Origin of the sequence: Pseudomonas sp. Pdm06, assembly GCF_014851795.1 — a bacterium.
In the GTDB taxonomy this organism is placed as follows: Bacteria; Pseudomonadota; Gammaproteobacteria; order Pseudomonadales; family Pseudomonadaceae; genus Aquipseudomonas; species Aquipseudomonas fluorescens_AA.
In genome coordinates, this window is sequence record NZ_JACVAH010000001.1 from 596,041 (window position 1) to 614,016 (window position 17,976).

The 17,976-nt window shown below is 62.0% G+C and carries 13 protein-coding genes; 6 read left to right on the plus strand and 7 right to left on the minus strand.

The window, feature by feature from the left end; genetic code table 11:
• Positions 1–141 precede the first annotated feature (141 nt).
• Together IB266_RS02695 and IB266_RS02700 are read left to right on the plus strand one after the other, a co-directional pair.
• Positions 142–1,020: a Dyp-type peroxidase gene (locus IB266_RS02695; RefSeq protein ID WP_192259974.1), complete on the plus strand. Its 879-nt coding sequence runs from the start codon at positions 142–144 to the stop codon at positions 1,018–1,020.
• A 78-nt stretch (positions 1,021–1,098) separates the two neighbouring features.
• Positions 1,099–1,845, plus strand: coding sequence for an SDR family oxidoreductase (locus IB266_RS02700; RefSeq protein ID WP_092199200.1), 747 nt, complete (start codon positions 1,099–1,101; stop codon positions 1,843–1,845).
• A 135-nt stretch (positions 1,846–1,980) separates the two neighbouring features.
• Here the strand turns inward: IB266_RS02700 and IB266_RS02705 are convergent, their stop codons facing one another.
• The 4 genes from IB266_RS02705 to IB266_RS02720 form a co-directional block, all read right to left on the minus strand.
• Positions 1,981–2,403 carry a hypothetical protein gene (locus IB266_RS02705; protein WP_192259976.1) on the minus strand — a complete coding sequence of 141 codons (423 nt, stop codon included), beginning with the start codon at positions 2,401–2,403 and terminating at the stop codon, positions 1,981–1,983.
• A gap of 111 nt (positions 2,404–2,514) precedes the next feature.
• Positions 2,515–3,942: a GntR family transcriptional regulator MpaR gene (mapR, locus tag IB266_RS02710; RefSeq protein WP_192259978.1), complete on the minus strand. Its 1,428-nt coding sequence runs from the start codon at positions 3,940–3,942 to the stop codon at positions 2,515–2,517.
• Positions 3,943–4,124: 182 nt separating this feature from the next.
• A complete protein-coding gene (ccoG, locus tag IB266_RS02715) occupies positions 4,125–5,537 on the minus strand; it encodes a cytochrome c oxidase accessory protein CcoG (RefSeq protein WP_192259980.1) in 1,413 nt (470 codons plus the stop codon).
• Between the two features lie 303 nt (positions 5,538–5,840).
• Positions 5,841–6,077 (minus strand): DUF3203 family protein, encoded by a 237-nt coding sequence (locus IB266_RS02720; protein ID WP_192259982.1) that lies wholly within the window; start codon positions 6,075–6,077, stop codon positions 5,841–5,843.
• Between the two features lie 135 nt (positions 6,078–6,212).
• Between IB266_RS02720 and IB266_RS02725 the strand changes: the two genes are divergently transcribed.
• Positions 6,213–6,719, plus strand: a complete 507-nt coding sequence (locus IB266_RS02725; RefSeq protein ID WP_192259984.1) for an MgtC/SapB family protein — start codon at positions 6,213–6,215, stop codon at positions 6,717–6,719.
• A gap of 127 nt (positions 6,720–6,846) precedes the next feature.
• On the opposite strand, the gene IB266_RS02730 is transcribed toward IB266_RS02725, so the two are convergent.
• Positions 6,847–7,011 (minus strand): hypothetical protein, encoded by a 165-nt coding sequence (locus IB266_RS02730; protein WP_192259986.1) that lies wholly within the window; start codon positions 7,009–7,011, stop codon positions 6,847–6,849.
• 212 nt (positions 7,012–7,223) lie between these two features.
• Here IB266_RS02730 and IB266_RS02735 point away from each other — a divergent pair, with 212 nt between their 5' ends.
• From IB266_RS02735 to glgB, 3 genes are all read left to right on the plus strand, one after another.
• Positions 7,224–9,221: an alpha-1,4-glucan--maltose-1-phosphate maltosyltransferase gene (locus IB266_RS02735; protein ID WP_192259988.1), complete on the plus strand. Its 1,998-nt coding sequence runs from the start codon at positions 7,224–7,226 to the stop codon at positions 9,219–9,221.
• Positions 9,222–9,415: 194 nt separating this feature from the next.
• Positions 9,416–12,760, plus strand: coding sequence for a maltose alpha-D-glucosyltransferase (gene treS / locus IB266_RS02740; RefSeq protein ID WP_192259990.1), 3,345 nt, complete (start codon positions 9,416–9,418; stop codon positions 12,758–12,760).
• A gap of 11 nt (positions 12,761–12,771) precedes the next feature.
• Positions 12,772–15,006: a 1,4-alpha-glucan branching protein GlgB gene (gene glgB, locus IB266_RS02745; protein ID WP_192259992.1), complete on the plus strand. Its 2,235-nt coding sequence runs from the start codon at positions 12,772–12,774 to the stop codon at positions 15,004–15,006.
• 157 nt (positions 15,007–15,163) lie between these two features.
• On the opposite strand, the gene gudD is transcribed toward glgB, so the two are convergent.
• A complete protein-coding gene (gene gudD / locus IB266_RS02750; RefSeq protein WP_192259994.1) occupies positions 15,164–16,507 on the minus strand; it encodes a glucarate dehydratase in 1,344 nt (447 codons plus the stop codon).
• 27 nt (positions 16,508–16,534) lie between these two features.
• Complete coding sequence (locus IB266_RS02755; RefSeq protein ID WP_192259996.1) at positions 16,535–17,881, minus strand: MFS transporter; 1,347 nt, start codon at positions 17,879–17,881, stop codon at positions 16,535–16,537.
• Positions 17,882–17,976 lie beyond the last annotated feature (95 nt).

Here is a 17,976-nt window from a genome sequence, read left to right on the forward strand (position 1 = left end):
GGATGTTTCTGAGTTGTCTGACGGGGCTACGGGAACCTTCCCACAAAAGGGTCGGGTTGCCGGGCGCGATCGGACCTCAAGCCAAACCACACAAAGCGGCAGCCGCCGGGTAAACTCGCGGCTCTTTCTAAAGGAGTTCACATGAGTTACTACCAGTCCGGCATTCTTGCCACCCCTGTTCCGCCTCAGGCCCGTCATTTGTTTTTTGCCCTGGAATCGGTCGAGGCATTGCCGGCTGCGCTAGACAAACTCCTGTTGCTGCTCGATGGCCGGGCCGTGATCGGCTTTGGCGAATCGCTGGTCCACGCGCTGGGCTCCCAGGTCGCTGGCCTGCGGGCTTTTCCGGCGTTGGCCGGCGTAGGTGTGGACAACCCCTCGACCCAACATGCCCTGTGGTGCTGGCTGCACGGTGAAGACCGCGGCGAGCTGATGCACCGCAGCCGCGCCATCGAAGCGGCACTGGCCCCGGCGCTGCGCCTGGTGCAGATGAACGAGACTTTCCGCCACATGACCGGCCATGACCTGACCGGTTATGAAGATGGCACCGAAAACCCTCACGACGAAGCGGCCATCGCCGCCGCCCTGGCCCAGGGCGCCGACGGGGTGCGCGGTGGCAGTTTCGCCGCGATCCAGCAATGGCAACACGACCTGGACGGTTTCGCGGCGATGCAGCCCCATGAGCGCGACAACATCATGGGCCGGCGCCTGAGCGACAACGAAGAAATCGACGACGCGCCGGAATCGGCCCACGTCAAGCGCACCGCCCAGGAAAGCTTTGCCCCGGAGGCATTCGTGGTCCGTCGGTCCATGCCCTGGATCGAAGGCGACCGTGCAGGGCTGATGTTCCTGGCGTTCGGTTTCTCCCTCGATGCCTTCGAGGCTCAATTGCGGCGCATGAGCGGCCTGGAAGACGGCATCACCGACGGCCTGTACCGCATGAGCCGACCGATCACCGGCGGCTATTACTGGTGCCCGCCATTGTTGGACGGACGCCTGGATCTGCGCGCCTTGGCCCGGTAAGCGCAGCGGTTTGTGCAAAGCGTGACGTGAACGCTATCCTTGGGCCGGACGTCTATCCGTGGAATGGGAGAAGCAAGCGTGGATAAAGTCATCGTCATCACCGGTGGCGGCCGCGGAATCGGGGCGGCCACGGCGCTGTTGGCTGCCGAGTTGGGCTATCGGATCTGCATCAACTACCAGTCCGATGAAAGCGCCGCGCAGGAGGTGCTCGAACAGGTCCGGGCCAAGGGCGCACAGGCGATTGCCGTGCGCGCCGATGTGAGCATCGAGGACGAAGTGATCGGCCTGTTCAACCGGGTGGATGCCGAGCTGGGGCGTGTCACCGCGTTGGTGAATAATGCCGGGACGGTTGCCCAGAAAGCCCGGCTCGATGAAATGTCCGAATTCCGCATTCTCAAGATCATGAAGACTAACGTGCTGGGTCCGATTCTCTGCGCCAAGCACGCGGTGCTGCGCATGTCGCCCCGGCATGGCGGGCAGGGCGGCAGCATCGTCAACGTTTCGTCCGTGGCCGCTCGCCTGGGCTCCCCCAACGAGTACATCGACTACGCGGCCTCCAAGGGCGCCCTGGACACGTTCACCGTCGGCCTGTCCAAAGAAGTCGCCGGCGAAGGCATTCGCGTCAACGCGGTGCGTCCCGGCTACATCTACACCGACTTCCATGCCCTGAGCGGCGACCCGGATCGGGTCAGCAAGCTGGAATCGGCAATCCCCATGGCCCGGGGCGGTCGTCCGGATGAAGTCGCCGAGGCGATTATCTGGCTGCTGTCGGACAAGGCTTCGTATGCGACCGGGACGTTTGTGGACCTGGGCGGTGGGCGCTGAGCCCTGGGTTGTCTGGTCTGGCCCCATCGCGAGCAAGCTCGCTCCCACATTTGAATACAGACCGCCTATGGGAGCGGGGTTGCCTTGGATGTTATCGGTATGCAGAACGCCTGCATTGAAATGGCCGGACAGGGGTTATTCCTGGATGACGTAGATGTTATCGAACCCTACGCCGTGTGGAGGCTTTTCAACTTCTCGGAATGCTGTAATACGAACGGTAGGAAATCCGGACGTTTGAGGTGGAGGAGGGGGAAATGTCACTTTGCAAGAATGCCATTGGTCATCGCCTGCGGGGACGTCCAGTAGCTGAACATTATTATTGACTGTACAAGCCAACTCTTTCAGCGTCACCCCATCGGGGACTTTGATGTCGAACTTTACGGTGACTGGAAGATTGTCCACGAATGGCAATTTGAATATCTTGGCCAAGCTGTAATCAGTCACATACTCGTTGCCTGTGATGTAATGATTGCCGCTCGGTTCCCTTACTATTTCTCCTTCACTTTGAGTAAATCTCCAACCGTCTGGACCGCTCTCGAAATCGTGAAAATATTTCATGATCTTCTCCTTAGCTGATTGTTGCCAACGCGGGATGCTCATTTCGGTTGGCGATCTCTACGCTAAGTCGTTCCCCACAAGCCTGCTACTGTCAGAGCTGACAGGTCGTCTTCAGTTGTCTTGTCTCGTTATCAGTGAGCGAATAATCCGCCCCAATGTCTCCATGGCCTTTTCCGAGGCCTCGGTCCACGGGCTGCCATAGTTCAAGCGAATGCAATTCCTGAAGCGTCGGGTCGGCGAAAAGATCGGTCCCGGGGCGATGCTGATGCCTTGGGCCAGGGCCATCTGGAACAGTTTCAGCGAGTCCATCTGCTCCGGCAGCTCCAGCCACAGGAAGTAACCGCCCGCTGGCTGACTGACCCGGGTCTGGGCCGGGAAGTAACGGGCGATGGCGCTCAGCATCGCGCTTTGCTGTTCTTCCAGGGCGTAGCGCAGTTTGCGCAGGTGACGGTCGTAGCCGCCGTGTTGCAGGTAGTCGGCGATGGCGGCCTGGGCCGGCATCGAGGCGCATAGCGAGGTCATGAGCTTGAGCCGTTCGATCTTCTGCGCATAGCGCCCGGCGGCGACCCAGCCGATGCGATAGCCCGGCGCCAGGCTCTTGGCGAACGAACCGCAATGCATTACTAATCCTTCGGTGTCGAACGCCTTGGCGGGCTTGGGGGCCTGTTGGCCGTAATAGAGCTCGGCGTACACGTCGTCTTCGATCAACGGCACCTGGTGGCGGCGCAACAACTCCACCAGTGCCTGCTTCCTTTCCTCGGGCATGGTCGCCCCCATGGGGTTCTGGAAAGTGGTCATGCACCAGCAGGCCTTGATCGGATGGCGCTCCAGGGTCTGCGCCAATACCTCCAGGTCGATACCTTCGCGGGGGTGGACGGGGATTTCCACGGCCTTGAGCTTGAGTCGTTCCAGCACTTGCAGGCAGGCGTAGAACGCCGGTGCCTCGATCGCCACCAGGTCGCCGGGCTCGGTCACGGCTTGCAGGCACAGGTTCAAGGCTTCGAGGGCGCCGTTGGTGACCAGCAGTTCCTCCATGGGCAGCATCAACCCGCCCACCATGTAGCGCAGGGCAATTTGCCGGCGCAGGTGCGGGTTGCCCGGCGACATGTCGGTGACGACGACCCGAGGGTCCATGTCCCGTGTGGCGCTGGACAGCGAGCGCGACAAGCGCTGCAACGGAAACAGCAGCGGGCTGGGGAACGCCGAGCCGAACGGTACGGTGGCCGGGTCCTTGATCGAGTCCAGCACCGAAAACACCAGTTCGCTGACGTCCACTTCGGTGGACTCGTGCACCTGGGTGCTGATGGCCGGTTCGGAAAACGGGCTCGGCGCATGGGTGTTGACGAAATAGCCCGAGCGCGGCCGGGCGCGGATCAGGCCGCGTCGCTCCAGCAGGTAATAGGCCTGGAACACGGTGGACGGGCTGACGCCGTAGGTCTGGCTGGCATAACGCACCGAGGGCACGCGCTGGCCGGGCCCCAGCATGCCGGAGCGGATCAGTTCAGCGATGTCGTCGGCGAATTTTTCATAGCGTTTCATGGCGGGCCCAGTCTTGAGTGACACATGGTTTGCGCTTTTTAAACTGTGAGGGAGCCCGTGGGAGCAAAGGTTGCTCGCGACGCAGGCGACACGGATCAACAGTAAGGTCGCGTCATCGTTCTTCGCGAGCAAGCTTCGCTCCCACAAGCTCGCTCCCACAGGGCGCCCGGCATCTTAAAGCTTCAACGATTCATCGGTGCGACAAAACGGCTCTTGGCCAGGCTGTAGATGCCGGGTTCATCGCTGTCGGCCACCTTGAAGGTCATTTCCTGGGAGCCGCTGCGAGGCCGCTCGCTGAGCATCGCCACCGACACCGGCACGTCGACGATTTCCCCGGGCGCCAGGCTCAGTTGGGTCTTGCCCTGGAGGACGAAGCCGTCGCCATCCACCAGGGACAGGTGATAGTCCTGGCGTTGCTGGGTCTTGTTGATGATTTTCAGGCTGTAGATGTTCTCGATCTGGCCTGCGCTGTTTTCGCGGAACAGGCCGCGGTCCTTGCTGACGTCCAGGGATACCATTGGCCGTTGCACCAAAGCCAGGGCCAGCGCGCCGATCATCACCAGCAGCACGGCGGTGTAGCCTACCAGCCGGGGCCGCAGCAAGTGGGTCTTGCCACCCTGCAACTGGCGTTCCGAGGTGTATTTGATCAGGCCGCGGGCGTAGCCCATCTTGTCCATGATCGAGTCGCAGGCGTCGATGCACGCCGCGCAGCCGATGCATTCCATCTGCAAGCCGTCGCGGATGTCGATGCCGGTGGGGCAGACCTGCACGCACATCTGGCAGTCGATGCAGTCCCCCAGGCCAATATTGGCCGGCTTCACCTCGCGTTTACGCGGGCCGCGGATTTCGCCACGGGCCGTGTCGTAGGAGATGGTCAACGTGTCCTTGTCGAACATTACGCTCTGAAAGCGTGCATAGGGGCACATGTGCATGCACACCGCTTCCCGCAGCCAGCCGGCGTTGAGGTAGGTGGCAGCGGTGAAAAACAGTACCCAGAACAGGCTGACACCGCCGATCTGCAGGGTCATCAGCTCTTCGGCCAAGGGGCGGATCGGCGTGAAGTAGCCCACGAACGTCAGGCCGGTGAGCAGGCTGATGGCCAGCCACAAGGTGTGCTTGGCGCTGCGGCGCAACAGTTTGCTCAGGCCCCAGGGGGCCGCTTGCAGCTTGATCCGCTGGTTGCGTTCGCCTTCGGTGATTTTCTCACACCACATGAACAGCCATGTCCAGGAGCTCTGCGGGCAGGTGTAGCCACACCACACGCGACCGGCAAACACGGTGATCGCAAACAGGCCGAAGGCGGCGATGATCAACAGGGCCGACAGCAGGATGAAATCCTGGGGCCAGAAGGTCGCGCCAAAAATATGGAATTTGCTTTCGGAAAGGTCCCAGAGCACCGCCTGGCGGCCGCCCCAGTTCAACCACACCGTGCCAAAGAACAGCAGGAACAGAACCCCCGCACCGCTGATGCGCAAGGTGCGGAACAAACCGGTGAAGCTGCGGGTGTGGATCAGGTTGTCGGTGGTCCTGGCCTTGATCTTCGTTGGCGCAGGTTCGAACGTCTGTATCAACTGGACGGGGATTCTATCGCTCATGGTCGGTCGCTCATCAGCCTCTATCTGGCCGGCGCACTATGACCATGGAACTGTTTGCATAACAGACTCAGGTGTTTCGATAAAAACCGGATCAGATGCCGCGAAGCCCAGGCGCTGCGACACTTTGATGCATCGGGGGGCGAGCGAACAACACCTTGCTCCCGTTGGGCTCTGTAGGAGCTGGCGAAGCCTGCGATCTTTTGATCTTGATCTTTCGCTTTGGACTCAATGAGGAAAGATCGCAGCCTCGCTTCGCTCGACAGCTCCTACGCAGTTCGTACAGGTCGCAGTTGGTGGGTGGCGTCAGATCGCCGAGCCGCTGTCGCTGGCCTTCAGGTGCTTGCGCCCGTCGACTGCGCCGGCCACGGTCAGTGCATCGGCCTCGGCCTCGGTGATATAGAACCGGTCGCCATTGAGCTCCACGACTGACATGGCCTTGTCCGGGGCGGTGATGATGGTCAGCTCGCTGGCGGGGCGCTGTTCGGTGCCGTCGGGGGTTTCGAAATGGCAGGTCTGGTTCTCATCGATACGGACAGTCATGGTGTTCCTCCTTCAGGGGTCATGAACGTTAGGTCGCGCGGCCAAGCCAGGGTTCGTTGTGGCTGATCAGCGGTCGGGTGCACCTCTGGCTTCGCTTGCGGTCCATCGTTTATCCAATGAGAAAGAGGACGCTCCATGGAAGCCTGGTGGCATGAAGTCTGGATAACCCTGCAGGCGGAATTCGCCGACATCACCGATGCCCAGCAGATGACCCGGGTCACGGTGCGGCTGGTCATGGCCGCGCTGTTGGGCGGCATCCTGGGCTTCGAGCGCGAACACAAGGGCAAGGCTGCCGGCGTGCGAACCCACATGCTCGTGGCGCTGGGGGCGGCATTGTTCGTATTGGTGCCACAGATGTCCGGGTCTCAGGCCGACGCCATGAGCCGGGTGATACAAGGGGTGGTCGCCGGCATCGGTTTTCTCGGCGCCGGTACGATTCTGAAAAACAACGACGGCGATGAAAGTCATGTCAAAGGCCTGACCACCGCCGCCGGCCTGTGGATGACCGCGGCCATTGGCGTCGCCGCCGGGCTGGGCCGGGAGGCGACCGCGGTACTCAGTACGGTGTTGGCCCTGGCCATCTTCAGTGTGATGCCGGTCATTGTTCGGGCGCTGGAGAAGGGCGACAAGCCATCAGCCTGAACATAAGACCTGTGGGAGCGAGCTTGCCCCGAGCGGCGTTTCGACGATGGCGGAGGATCAGCCAGCCACTATGCTGATTGACACTCCGCTATCGCGAGCAAGCTCGCTCCCACAGGGAGTCGTTGAATCAAACCCGCTCCGGCGGCGCCTCGCTGGGCGGGTCACCCTTGGGCGGTTGTGGGGCCAGCGGCGGGTCTTGCTCTGGAATCGGATCCGGATCGGGACCGGGCGGGGGCAAGGTGGGGTCGTCGATGTTCGGATCGGGTGTTTCGGCCGGGATGGGAATATTCATTAGGAACGGGTCTCCGTAACGCACATGGCTTGAGTCGTGCTTATGGTTGTTGACCATCCTGTACCGGGTTTGATCCCGGATACATCGAAGGCAAATCCCGCTGAACTTTTAGCCGTCGTCCCGGTTCGGAGTTTAAGTGAGTTTTTTTCAGGGACCCGTTGGGCCTTTACCGCCACAAGCGCGTCCATGGGGCGTAAAAGGAGCGATGCTCGATGACTGCTGAACACCCGTCTGACCAGGCCTACAACCCGCATTTACCGCTGTCTCAAGCCTTGTTGTTACCGCGTATCGCGATTGAAAACACCATGCCGGTGATCGACGGCGGGCAATTTGCCGCCAAGGCCGTGGCCGGGCAGGACGTGACGGTGACCAGTAAAGTGTTCGCCGACGGTCACGACAAGCTGGCGGTGCGCATTCGCTGGCGTTCGCTGCAGGATGAGCTGTGGAACAGCGAGGTCATGCGCGACCTGGGCAATAATGGCTGGCGCGGCCAGTTCAACGTGTCGGAGCAAGGTCGCTATGTTTTCTGCATCGAGGCCTGGATCGATCAGTTCGCCAGTTTCCGCTACGAACTGGAGAAGAAGTTCGGTGCCGGAGTGCCGATCAGCCTGGAGTTGCAGGAAGGACGCAACCAAGTGCAAATGGCCGTCGAGCGCAGCACAGGGGAACTGAGCGAGCAACTGGCGGCCTTGCACCACGAGCTTTCCGGCCTGTTGCCGACGGAGCAGGTGGCGCTGTTCCTGGCACCGCGCAGTGCCGACCTGATGTCCCTGGCCGATCATCGACCTTACTTGAGCATCAGCCCCGAATACCCGTTGGATGTGGAGCGCAAGCTGTCCGAGTTTGCCAGTTGGTATGAGCTGTTTCCCCGCTCGATCACCGACGATCCCCAGCGCCATGGCACGTTCAATGATGTGCATTCGCGCCTGGCGGTGATCCAGGACATGGGGTTCGACGTGCTGTACTTCCCGCCGATCCACCCCATCGGTCGTAGTTTCCGCAAAGGCCCGAACAATTCCCTCACCGCCGGTCCCGACGACCCGGGCAGCCCCTATGCCATCGGCAGCGAGGAGGGCGGGCACGAGGCCATTCACCCGCAATTGGGCAGCCGCGAGGATTTCCGGCGCCTGGTGGCGGCCGCCGCGCAGCACGGCCTGGAGATTGCCCTCGACTTCGCGATCCAGTGTTCCCAGGACCACCCCTGGCTCAAGCAGCACCCGGGCTGGTTCAGTTGGCGACCGGACGGCACGATCAAATACGCGGAAAACCCGCCGAAGAAATACCAGGACATCGTCAACGTCGATTTCTACGCGGCCGATGCGATTCCCAGCCTGTGGGTGGAACTGCGGGACATCGTGGTGGGCTGGGTCAAGGAAGGCGTGAAGATCTTTCGCGTCGATAACCCTCACACCAAGCCACTGCCGTTCTGGCAATGGCTGATCGCCGACGTCCGGGCCCAATACCCCGAAGTGATGTTCCTGGCAGAAGCGTTCACCACCCCGGCCATGATGGCGCGACTGGGCAAGGTCGGTTATTCCCAGAGCTACACCTATTTCACTTGGCGCAACACCAAGGCCGAGCTGGCGACCTACTTCAGCGAGCTCAATGAGTCGCCTTGGCGTGAATGCTACCGGCCGAATTTTTTCGTCAACACGCCAGACATCAACCCGGCCTTTCTCCATGAGTCGGGGCGCCCGGGCTTCTTGATCCGCGCGGCCTTGGCAACCATGGGCTCGGGTCTGTGGGGCATGTATTCGGGCTTTGAACTGTGCGAGTCGGCCCCGGTACCGGGCAAAGAGGAATACCTCGATTCGGAGAAATACGAGATCCGTCCTCGCGATTTCACCGCGCCGGGCAACATCATTGCCGAGATCGCCCAGCTCAACCGCATCCGCCGACAGAACCCGGCGCTGCATACCCACTTGGGCCTGAAAATCTACAACGCGTGGAACGACAACATTCTCTATTTCGGCAAGCGCACCGCCGACGGCAGCAATTTCATCCTGGTGGCGGTGAGCCTTGATCCGCACAACCCGCAGGAAGCCAGTTTCGAATTGCCGCTGTGGGAAATGGGCCTGCCCGACGACGCCCAGACCCAGGGCGAGGATTTGATGAACGGGCATCGCTGGACCTGGTACGGCAAGTACCAGTTCATGCGCATTGATCCGGCGTACCAGCCGTTCGGGATTTGGCGGATCAGCGTGGCGTGATGCGATGCAATGTTGAGTGAGAGCTGTTGTGGCGAGGGAGCTTGCTCCCGCTCGGCTGCGAAGCGGTCGTGATTTCAGGGGGGGCGCTTGGCGCCCAGCGGGAGCAAGCTCCCTCGCCACAAAAAGACCTCACCCCATAAAAAGACCTTTCAAGCCTGTGTCCCGCGGCTTTAATGAATTATCAGGAGTTGCAAATGGCGAAGAAACCCCGGTCTGCCACCTTCATCAAGGATCCGCTCTGGTACAAGGATGCGGTGATTTACCAGGTTCACGTTAAATCCTATTTCGACTCCAATAACGACGGGATCGGTGATTTCCCCGGCCTGATCGAGAAACTCGACTACATCGCCGACCTGGGCGTCAACACCATCTGGTTGCTGCCGTTCTATCCTTCCCCCCGGCGCGACGACGGTTATGACATCGCCGAATACCGTGGCGTCAGCCCCGACTACGGCACCATGGCCGATGCGCGGCGGTTCATCGCCGAAGCCCACAAGCGCAACCTGCGGGTGATCACCGAGCTGGTCATCAACCACACGTCGGACCAGCACCCCTGGTTCCAGCGCGCGCGCAAGGCCAAGCCGGGTTCGAAGGCGCGGGACTTCTATGTCTGGTCCGATGACGACCACAAGTACGACGGCACGCGGATCATCTTCCTCGACACTGAAAAGTCCAACTGGACCTGGGACCCAGTGGCGGGCCAGTACTTCTGGCACCGTTTCTACTCCCACCAGCCCGACCTCAATTTCGACAACCCGCAGGTCATCAAGGCCGTGTTGTCGGTGATGCGCTACTGGCTGGACATGGGCATCGACGGCCTGCGCCTGGACGCCATCCCGTACCTGATCGAGCGCGACGGCACCAACAACGAAAACCTGCCCGAGACCCATGACGTCCTGAAGCTGATCCGTGCCGAAATCGACGCCAACTATCCTGACCGCATGTTGCTGGCCGAAGCCAACCAGTGGCCGGAAGACACCCAGTTGTACTTCGGTGATGTCGACGCCCAAGGGATGAACGGTGACGAATGCCACATGGCTTTCCACTTCCCGCTGATGCCGCGCATGTACATGGCACTGGCCCAGGAAGATCGTTTCCCGATCACCGACATCCTGCGCCAGACCCCGGAGATTCCCGCCAATTGCCAGTGGGCGATTTTCCTGCGCAACCACGATGAATTGACCCTGGAGATGGTCACCGACAAGGAGCGCGACTACCTGTGGAACTACTACGCGGCCGACCGTCGGGCGCGCATCAACTTGGGGATTCGCCGGCGCCTGGCGCCGTTGATGGAGCGCGACCGTCGGCGCGTGGAGTTGCTCAACAGCCTGCTGTTGTCGATGCCCGGCACGCCGACGTTGTACTACGGTGATGAAATCGGCATGGGCGACAACATCTACCTGGGCGACCGCGATGGCGTGCGTACGCCGATGCAATGGTCCATCGACCGTAACGGCGGCTTCTCCCGCGCCGACCCGGCCAGCCTGGTGCTGCCGCCGATCATGGACCCGCAGTATGGCTACCAGTCGGTCAACGTCGAGACCCAGGCCGGCGACCCACACTCACTGCTCAACTGGACCCGGCGGATGCTGGCGGTGCGCAAGCAGTCCAAGGCCTTTGGTCGGGGCACGCTGAAAATGCTCTCGCCCAGCAACCGCCGGATCCTGGCCTACACCCGCGAATACACCGGCCCCGACGGCAAGCACGAAATCATCCTGTGCGTGGCCAACGTGTCCCGCAGCGCCCAGGCCGCCGAGCTGGACCTGTCGGTCTACGCCGGCATGGTTCCGGTGGAGATGCTCGGTGGCAACGCTTTCCCACCCATTGGGCAGTTGAATTTCCTGTTGACCCTGGCGCCGTACGGTTTCTATTGGTTCGTCCTGGCGGCGGAAAACCAGATGCCGAGCTGGCACGTGGAGCCGGCCCAGAGCCTGCCGGACTTCACCACCCTGGTGCTGAAGAAACGCCTGGAAGAATTGCTCGAAGCGCCATCGCGCACCACGCTGGAGCAAGCCATCCTGCCGAGCTGGTTGCAGAACCGGCGCTGGTTCGCCGGCAAGGACAGTGCGATCGAGAAGGTCGACATTGTCTATGGTGTGCGCTTCGGCGACCCGCAGCGCCCCGTGCTACTCAGTGAAATCGATGTCACCAGTGGCGGCCAGACCCTGCGTTATCAGTTGCCGTTCGGTTTGCTCGCCGAAGACCAGGTCGGTGCGGCGTTGCCGCAGCAACTGGCCTTGTCGCGGGTCCGTCGGGGGCGTCAGGTGGGGTTGATCACCGATGCATTCAGCCTGGAAAGCTTCGTGCGCGCCGTGCTGCACAGCATGCAGACCGCCACGGTGCTGCCGTTCGCCGAAGGTGAGTTGCGCTTCGAGCCGACCGAAGGCCTGGCTGCGTTGAGCCTGGGAGACGAGCCGGAGGTACGCTACCTGTCCGCTGAACAGTCCAACAGTTCGGTAGTGGTGGGGGCGAGTCTGGTACTCAAGCTGATCCGCAAGGTGGCCTCGGGCGTGCACCCGGAACTGGAAATGAGCGCCTACCTGACCGCCGCGGGTTTCAGCAATATTTCACCGCTGCTGGGTTCGGTGGTTCGCCGCGATGCCGAAGGCGAAGATGCGTTGCTGATGATCGCCCAGGGCTACCTGAGCAACCAGGGCGACGCCTGGGAATGGACCCAGAACAACCTCGAACGCGCCTTGCGCGATGAGTTGGCGGACGCTGTGTCCGAGCAGGAGCAGCACTACAACGCCTTGGGCGAACTGAAGGATTTCGCCGGCATGCTCGGCCAGCGCCTGGGAGAAATGCACCAGGTACTGGCCCAGGCCACCGACGATCCGGACTTCGCGCCGCAGGCCACCAACGCCAAGGAAGCCCAGGCCATCGGCAAGGACGTGGCCGGCCAGGTGGAAAACGCCTTGCGTCTGCTCAAGCAGAGCCAGGGCCAATTGAACCCCGCGGACCAGGCCATGGTCGCACGTTTGTTGGAGCACAAGAAAACCGTCCTGGCCCATGTCCAGGCGTTGGCCGGCAAGGCCGTCGGTGGCTTGCGTATCCGCGTCCATGGCGACCTGCATCTGGGCCAAGTGTTGGTGATCAAGGGTGACGCCTACCTGATCGACTTCGAAGGTGAGCCGGCGCGGCCATTGCATGAGCGACGGGGCAAGCACAGCCCATACAAGGACGTCAGCGGCGTGTTGCGTTCCTTCGATTATGCGGCGGCCATGGCGATCCACTTGAATACCGTCGACAGCACGGCCGATGCCGATGCGGCGCGGCAACGGGTCGCCGAGCGTTATTTGAAAGAGGCCCGCCAGGCATTTGTCGAGGCATATCGGCTGGCGGCAGCTAGTCTTGCCCATGAGTGGAAGGATGCTGAAGGCGAAGACGCCGCGCTGGCGTTGTTCGGCCTGGAGAAGGCGGCCTATGAAGTGGCCTATGAAGCCGAGAATCGCCCCACCTGGCTGCCCGTGCCGTTGCACGGTCTGGTCGGGTTGTTGAGTGGGCTGCAACCCTTTTCCGACTTAGCCGGACCGATTTAGTGGAGAGAATCATGAGTGTCTCGAACAAAGAACCCCAGGGTCAGGCCAAGGAATCCTTGCTGCCGGCCCCCCAAGACATCGACGCGCTGGTGCGCGCCGAACATCACGATCCGTTTTCCATCCTGGGTCCCCATGGCGACGGCGCCGGCGGCCAATTCATCCGCGCCTACCTGCCTGGCGCCTTGAGCGTGCATGTGCTGGCCCGGGAGGGCGGCGAAGAACTGGGGGAACTGCAACCCACCGAAACCCCGGGATTGTTCGTCGGCCATTTCGATCGCGCCCAAGCGTACTTGCTGCGCACCCGTTGGGCCGGCGGCGAGCAGGTTGCCGAAGACCCGTACAGCTTCGGCCCACTGCTGGGGGAGATGGACCTCTACCTGTTCGCCGAGGGCAATCACCGCGACCTCAGTGCCTGCCTTGGTGCACAGCTGACCACCGTCGACGGTGTCGAGGGCGTGCGCTTCGCCGTGTGGGCACCGAATGCACGGCGCGTCTCGGTGGTGGGGGACTTCAACGTCTGGGACGGGCGCCGGCATCCGATGCGCATTCGTTATCCATCCGGCGTGTGGGAATTGTTCATCCCGCGGCTGGAGGCGGGGGAGGCCTACAAATATGAAATCCTCGGCGCCCACGGCATCCTGCCCCTCAAGGCCGACCCGGTGGCGCTGGCCACGCAAATGCCACCTGATACGGCGTCGAAAGTCGCCTCGCCCTTGAAAATCGAGTGGCAGGACGACGAGTGGATGCAGAGTCGGCGCGAACGCCAGCTACCGGGCGCGCCATTGTCGATCTATGAGTTGCATGCCGGCTCCTGGCAGTGCGAAATCGACGAAGCGGGGGAGGTGGCCCGGCAATACAACTGGCACGAAATGGCCGAGCGGCTGATTCCGTATGTCAGGGATCTGGGCTTCACTCACATCGAGCTGATGCCGATCATGGAACACCCGTTCGGCGGCTCCTGGGGCTATCAGCCGCTGTCGCAATTCGCGCCAACGGCACGCTTCGGATCGCCCGACGATTTCGCCGCGTTCGTCAACGCCTGCCACCAGGCCAACATCGGTGTCATCCTCGACTGGGTGCCGGCGCATTTCCCCACCGACACCCACGGCCTGGCCCAGTTCGACGGCACCGCGCTGTACGAATACGGCAACCCGCTGGAGGGTTTCCATCAGGATTGGGACACGCTGATCTACAACCTGGGCCGCACCGAAGTGCACGGCTTCATGCTGGCTTCGGCGTTGCACTGGCTCAAGCATTTCCACGTCGACGGCCTGCGGGTGGATGCCGTGGCCTCGATGTTGTACCGCGACTATTCGCGCAAGGCCGGCGAGTGGGTGCCCAACCGCCACGGCGGTCGGGAAAACCTCGAAGCCATCGATTTCCTCCGGCACCTCAACGATGTGGTGGCGCTGGAAACCCCCGGTGCGCTGGTTATCGCCGAAGAGTCCACCGCGTGGCCGGGGGTCAGCCAGAGTACCCAGCAGGGCGGCCTGGGTTTTGCCTACAAGTGGAACATGGGCTGGATGCACGATTCGCTGCACTACATCCAGCAAGACCCGGTGTACCGCGCCCATCACCACAACGAACTGAGCTTCGGCCTGGTGTATGCCTGGTCCGAGCGCTTCGTACTGCCGATTTCCCACGACGAAGTGGTCCATGGCAAACGCTCGCTGATCGACAAGATGCCCGGTGACCGCTGGCAGAAATTCGCCAACCTGAGGGCCTACCTCAGCTTCATGTGGGGCCATCCCGGCAAGAAGCTGTTGTTCATGGGGTGTGAGTTCGGCCAGTGGCGCGAGTGGAACCACGACCAGCAGTTGGATTGGTACCTGCTGCAATACCCTGAGCACCGGGGCGTGCAGAAGCTGGTGAGCGATCTGAACCGGCTGTACCGCGAAGAGCCGGCGCTGCACGACCAGGATGACGCGCCGCAGGGCTTCCAGTGGCTGATTGGCGACGATGCGCTCAACAGCGTCTACGCCTGGTTGCGCTGGAGCAAGGAGGGTAAGCCGGTGCTGGTGGTCGCCAACTTCACCCCGGTGCCGCGCGAGGCCTACCGGGTCGGCGTGCCGTTCGCCGGGCGTTGGGTGGAATTGCTCAACAGCGACGCCGACACCTACGCCGGTTCCAACTACGGCAACGGCGGTGGCGCCTTCACCGAAGCAGTGCCCAGCCATGGCCAGGCCCTGTCGCTGGAACTGAACCTGCCGCCGTTGGCGGTGTTGATCATGCGGCCGGAGGGGTAGGTTCTACAAAAACCTGAAGGCGAATGATGACTGTGGCGCTCATGAATCCAGATGTGGGAGCGAGCTTGCTCGCGATAGCGGAGTGTCAGTCGACAGCAATGTGGCTGACCCACCGCCATCGCGAGCAAGCTCGCTCCCACAAGGGATATCGGTCGCTTTAACGAACCAGGCACGGCTGCTTGTTGTTGAACGTCCAGCCCGGAATCAGGAACTGCATCGCCACCGCATCGTCCCGCGCCCCCAGGCCCATGCCTTTGTACAACTCATGGGCCTTGGCCAGTTGGTCGGTGTCCAGCTCGATCCCCAACCCCGGTTTTTTCGGCACCTGTACGCAGCCGCCCTGGATCTGCAAGGGCGCCTTGGTCAGTCGCTGGCCGTCCTGCCAGATCCAGTGGGTGTCGATGGCGGTGATGTCGCCCGGTGCCGCGGCGGCCACGTGGGTGAACATTGCCAGGGAAATGTCGAAGTGGTTGTTGGAGTGCGAGCCCCAGGTCAGGCCCCACTCATTGCACATCTGCGCTACCCGCACCGAACCCTGCATGGTCCAGAAGTGCGGGTCGGCCAGGGGAATGTCCACCGACTGCAAGGTGATGGCGTGACCCATCTCGCGCCAGTCGGTGGCGATCATGTTGGTCGCCGTCTTGAGGCCCGTGGCGCGGCGGAACTCGGCCATGACCTCGCGCCCCGAATAGCCGTTCTCGGCACCGCAAGGGTCTTCGGCATAGGCCAGCACTTTGTGTTGGTCGCGGCACAAACGGATCGCTTCCTTGAGTGACCAGGCGCCGTTCGGGTCCAGGGTGATGCGGGCCTGGGGAAAGCGCTCGGCCAATGCGGTGACCGCTTCGATTTCTGCGTCGCCCTGGAGCACGCCGCCCTTGAGCTTGAAGTCCTGGAAGCCATAGCGGGCCTGGGCCGCTTCGGCCAGGCGGACCACGGCGTCGGCGTCCAGGGCCTTTTCGTGGCGCACGCGGAACCAGTCGTTGTCGGCGTCCGGTTCGCTGCGATAGGCCAGGTCGGTCTGCTGGCGATCACCGACGTAAAACAGGTAGCCGAGCATCTTCACTTCGTCGCGCTGCTGGCCTTCGCCGAGCAGGGCGGCGACCGGTACGTCCAGGTGTTGGCCGAGTAGATCCAGCAACGCCGCTTCCAGGCCAGTGACCGCGTGGATGGTGATGCGTAGGTCGAAGGTCTGCAGGCCACGGCCGCCGGCATCGCGGTCGGCGAAGGCGTTGCGTACCGTGTTGAGGATCTTCTGGTACGTGCCGATGGGGCTGCCGACCACCAGCGAGCGGGCGTCTTCGAGGGTCTGGCGAATGCGCTCGCCGCCGGGCACTTCGCCCACGCCGGTGTGGCCGGCGTTGTCCTTGAGAATGACGATGTTGCGGGTGAAGAACGGGCCATGGGCGCCGCTGAGGTTCAGCAGCATGCCGTCATGGCCGGCCACGGGCACGACCTGCATGCTGGTGATGATCGGGGCTTTGCTGGTTTCAGGAATACTCATCTGTACTTATCCTTGGCAATCGAATGATCAGACGTGGCTGGTGGCCGGATCGGCCGGCGTCGTCACGGCTTTGGGCTTGGGCGTGTTGCGTGCGGCAAACACGATGATCGCGGCAATGATCGAGGTGGCCGCCAAGCCGTAGAGGCCGCCCTGGATCGAGCCGGTGTGCTCTTCCAGCAGGCCGAACGTGGTTGGGGCGACGAACCCGCCGAGGTTGCCCACCGAGTTGATCAGGGCAATCACCCCGGCGGCGATCCGGGCGTCCAGGTAAGCCTGGGGAATCGGCCAGAACAACGACGACGCCGATTTGAAACCCAGGGCCGCGAAGCAGATGGCGACGAAGGCGAAAATCGGTCCGCCGGTGGTGGACATGAACATCCCGGCTGCCGCGATCAACAGGGCGGTGGCGACCCAGGCCTGCTGGAATTTCCACTTGGCCGACAGCGAGGCGAAGGCGTACATGCCGACGATTGACAGCAACCACGGGATCGAATTGAACAGCCCGACCTGAATGTCGCTCAGTTCGCCCATTTTCTTGATGATGCTCGGCAGCCAGAACGTGGCGGCATAGATCGTCAATTGAATGAAGAAATAGATCAGGCAAAACAGGATGATCTGGCGATCCTTGAGCAACTGGCCGATGGACAGTTTGATCGGCGAGGCGGCTTCCCGTGCCCGCTGTTCATCGTCGATGGCCTTGACCAGCACATCCTGTTCTTCGCGGCTCAGCCATTTGGCGTCATGGGGCTTGGAGTCCAGCCAGAACCAGACGAAGACACACAGGCAGACGGAAAACATCCCTTCGATGAAGTACATCCACTGCCAGCCGTGCATGCCCAGGCCGTTGATTTGCAGCAGCAGCCCCGACAGCGGGCCGGAGATCAGTGACGCAATGGCCGAACCGCTGAGGAAGATGGCGATGGCTTTGCCACGCTCGACGCCGGGCAGCCAGCGGGTGAAATAGTAGATCACCCCAGGGAAGAATCCGGCTTCGGCCACGCCCAGCAAAAAGCGCAGGATGTAGAAGTGGGTTTCGTTCTGGATGAAGGCCATGGCCGCCGCCACCAGGCCCCAGGTGAGCATGATGCGGGTCAGCCAGATGCGGGCGCCGATGCGTTGCAGGAGGATGTTGGACGGGACTTCGAACAGCGCGTAGCCGATGAAGAACAGCCCGGCACCAAAGCCATAGGCCGCGGCACCGATACCCAGGTCGTGCTCCATGTGGGCACGGACGAAGCCGATGTTCACGCGGTCGATGTAGTTGACGATAAACATGATGACGAACAGCGGCAGGATGTGGCGCTTGACCTTGGCGATGGCCGACAGCAGCACCGGATCCGCGCCGGCATTCGCCTTGAGGCTGGATGTGTTCACTGGTTTTTCTCCCACTCGTTATTTTTATGCGGGGCATCGTGCATGTGCCGATGTTGATAGACATCATACAACTTGATTTTTTTGGATGACAAGCA

Coding starts and splice junctions, on each gene's coding strand:
- IB266_RS02720 (WP_192259982.1), bottom strand. CDS start 6,077: ATGACTGTCCGTATCGATGAGAACCAGACCTGCCATTTCGAAACCCCC.
- gudD (WP_192259994.1), bottom strand. CDS start 16,507: ATGAGTATTCCTGAAACCAGCAAAGCCCCGATCATCACCAGCATGCAG.
- IB266_RS02730 (WP_192259986.1), bottom strand. CDS start 7,011: ATGAATATTCCCATCCCGGCCGAAACACCCGATCCGAACATCGACGAC.
- ccoG (WP_192259980.1), bottom strand. CDS start 5,537: ATGAGCGATAGAATCCCCGTCCAGTTGATACAGACGTTCGAACCTGCG.
- IB266_RS02695 (WP_192259974.1), top strand. CDS start 142: ATGAGTTACTACCAGTCCGGCATTCTTGCCACCCCTGTTCCGCCTCAG.
- glgB (WP_192259992.1), top strand. CDS start 12,772: ATGAGTGTCTCGAACAAAGAACCCCAGGGTCAGGCCAAGGAATCCTTG.
- treS (WP_192259990.1), top strand. CDS start 9,416: ATGGCGAAGAAACCCCGGTCTGCCACCTTCATCAAGGATCCGCTCTGG.
- IB266_RS02705 (WP_192259976.1), bottom strand. CDS start 2,403: ATGAAATATTTTCACGATTTCGAGAGCGGTCCAGACGGTTGGAGATTT.
- IB266_RS02725 (WP_192259984.1), top strand. CDS start 6,213: ATGGAAGCCTGGTGGCATGAAGTCTGGATAACCCTGCAGGCGGAATTC.
- mapR (WP_192259978.1), bottom strand. CDS start 3,942: ATGAAACGCTATGAAAAATTCGCCGACGACATCGCTGAACTGATCCGC.
- IB266_RS02735 (WP_192259988.1), top strand. CDS start 7,224: ATGACTGCTGAACACCCGTCTGACCAGGCCTACAACCCGCATTTACCG.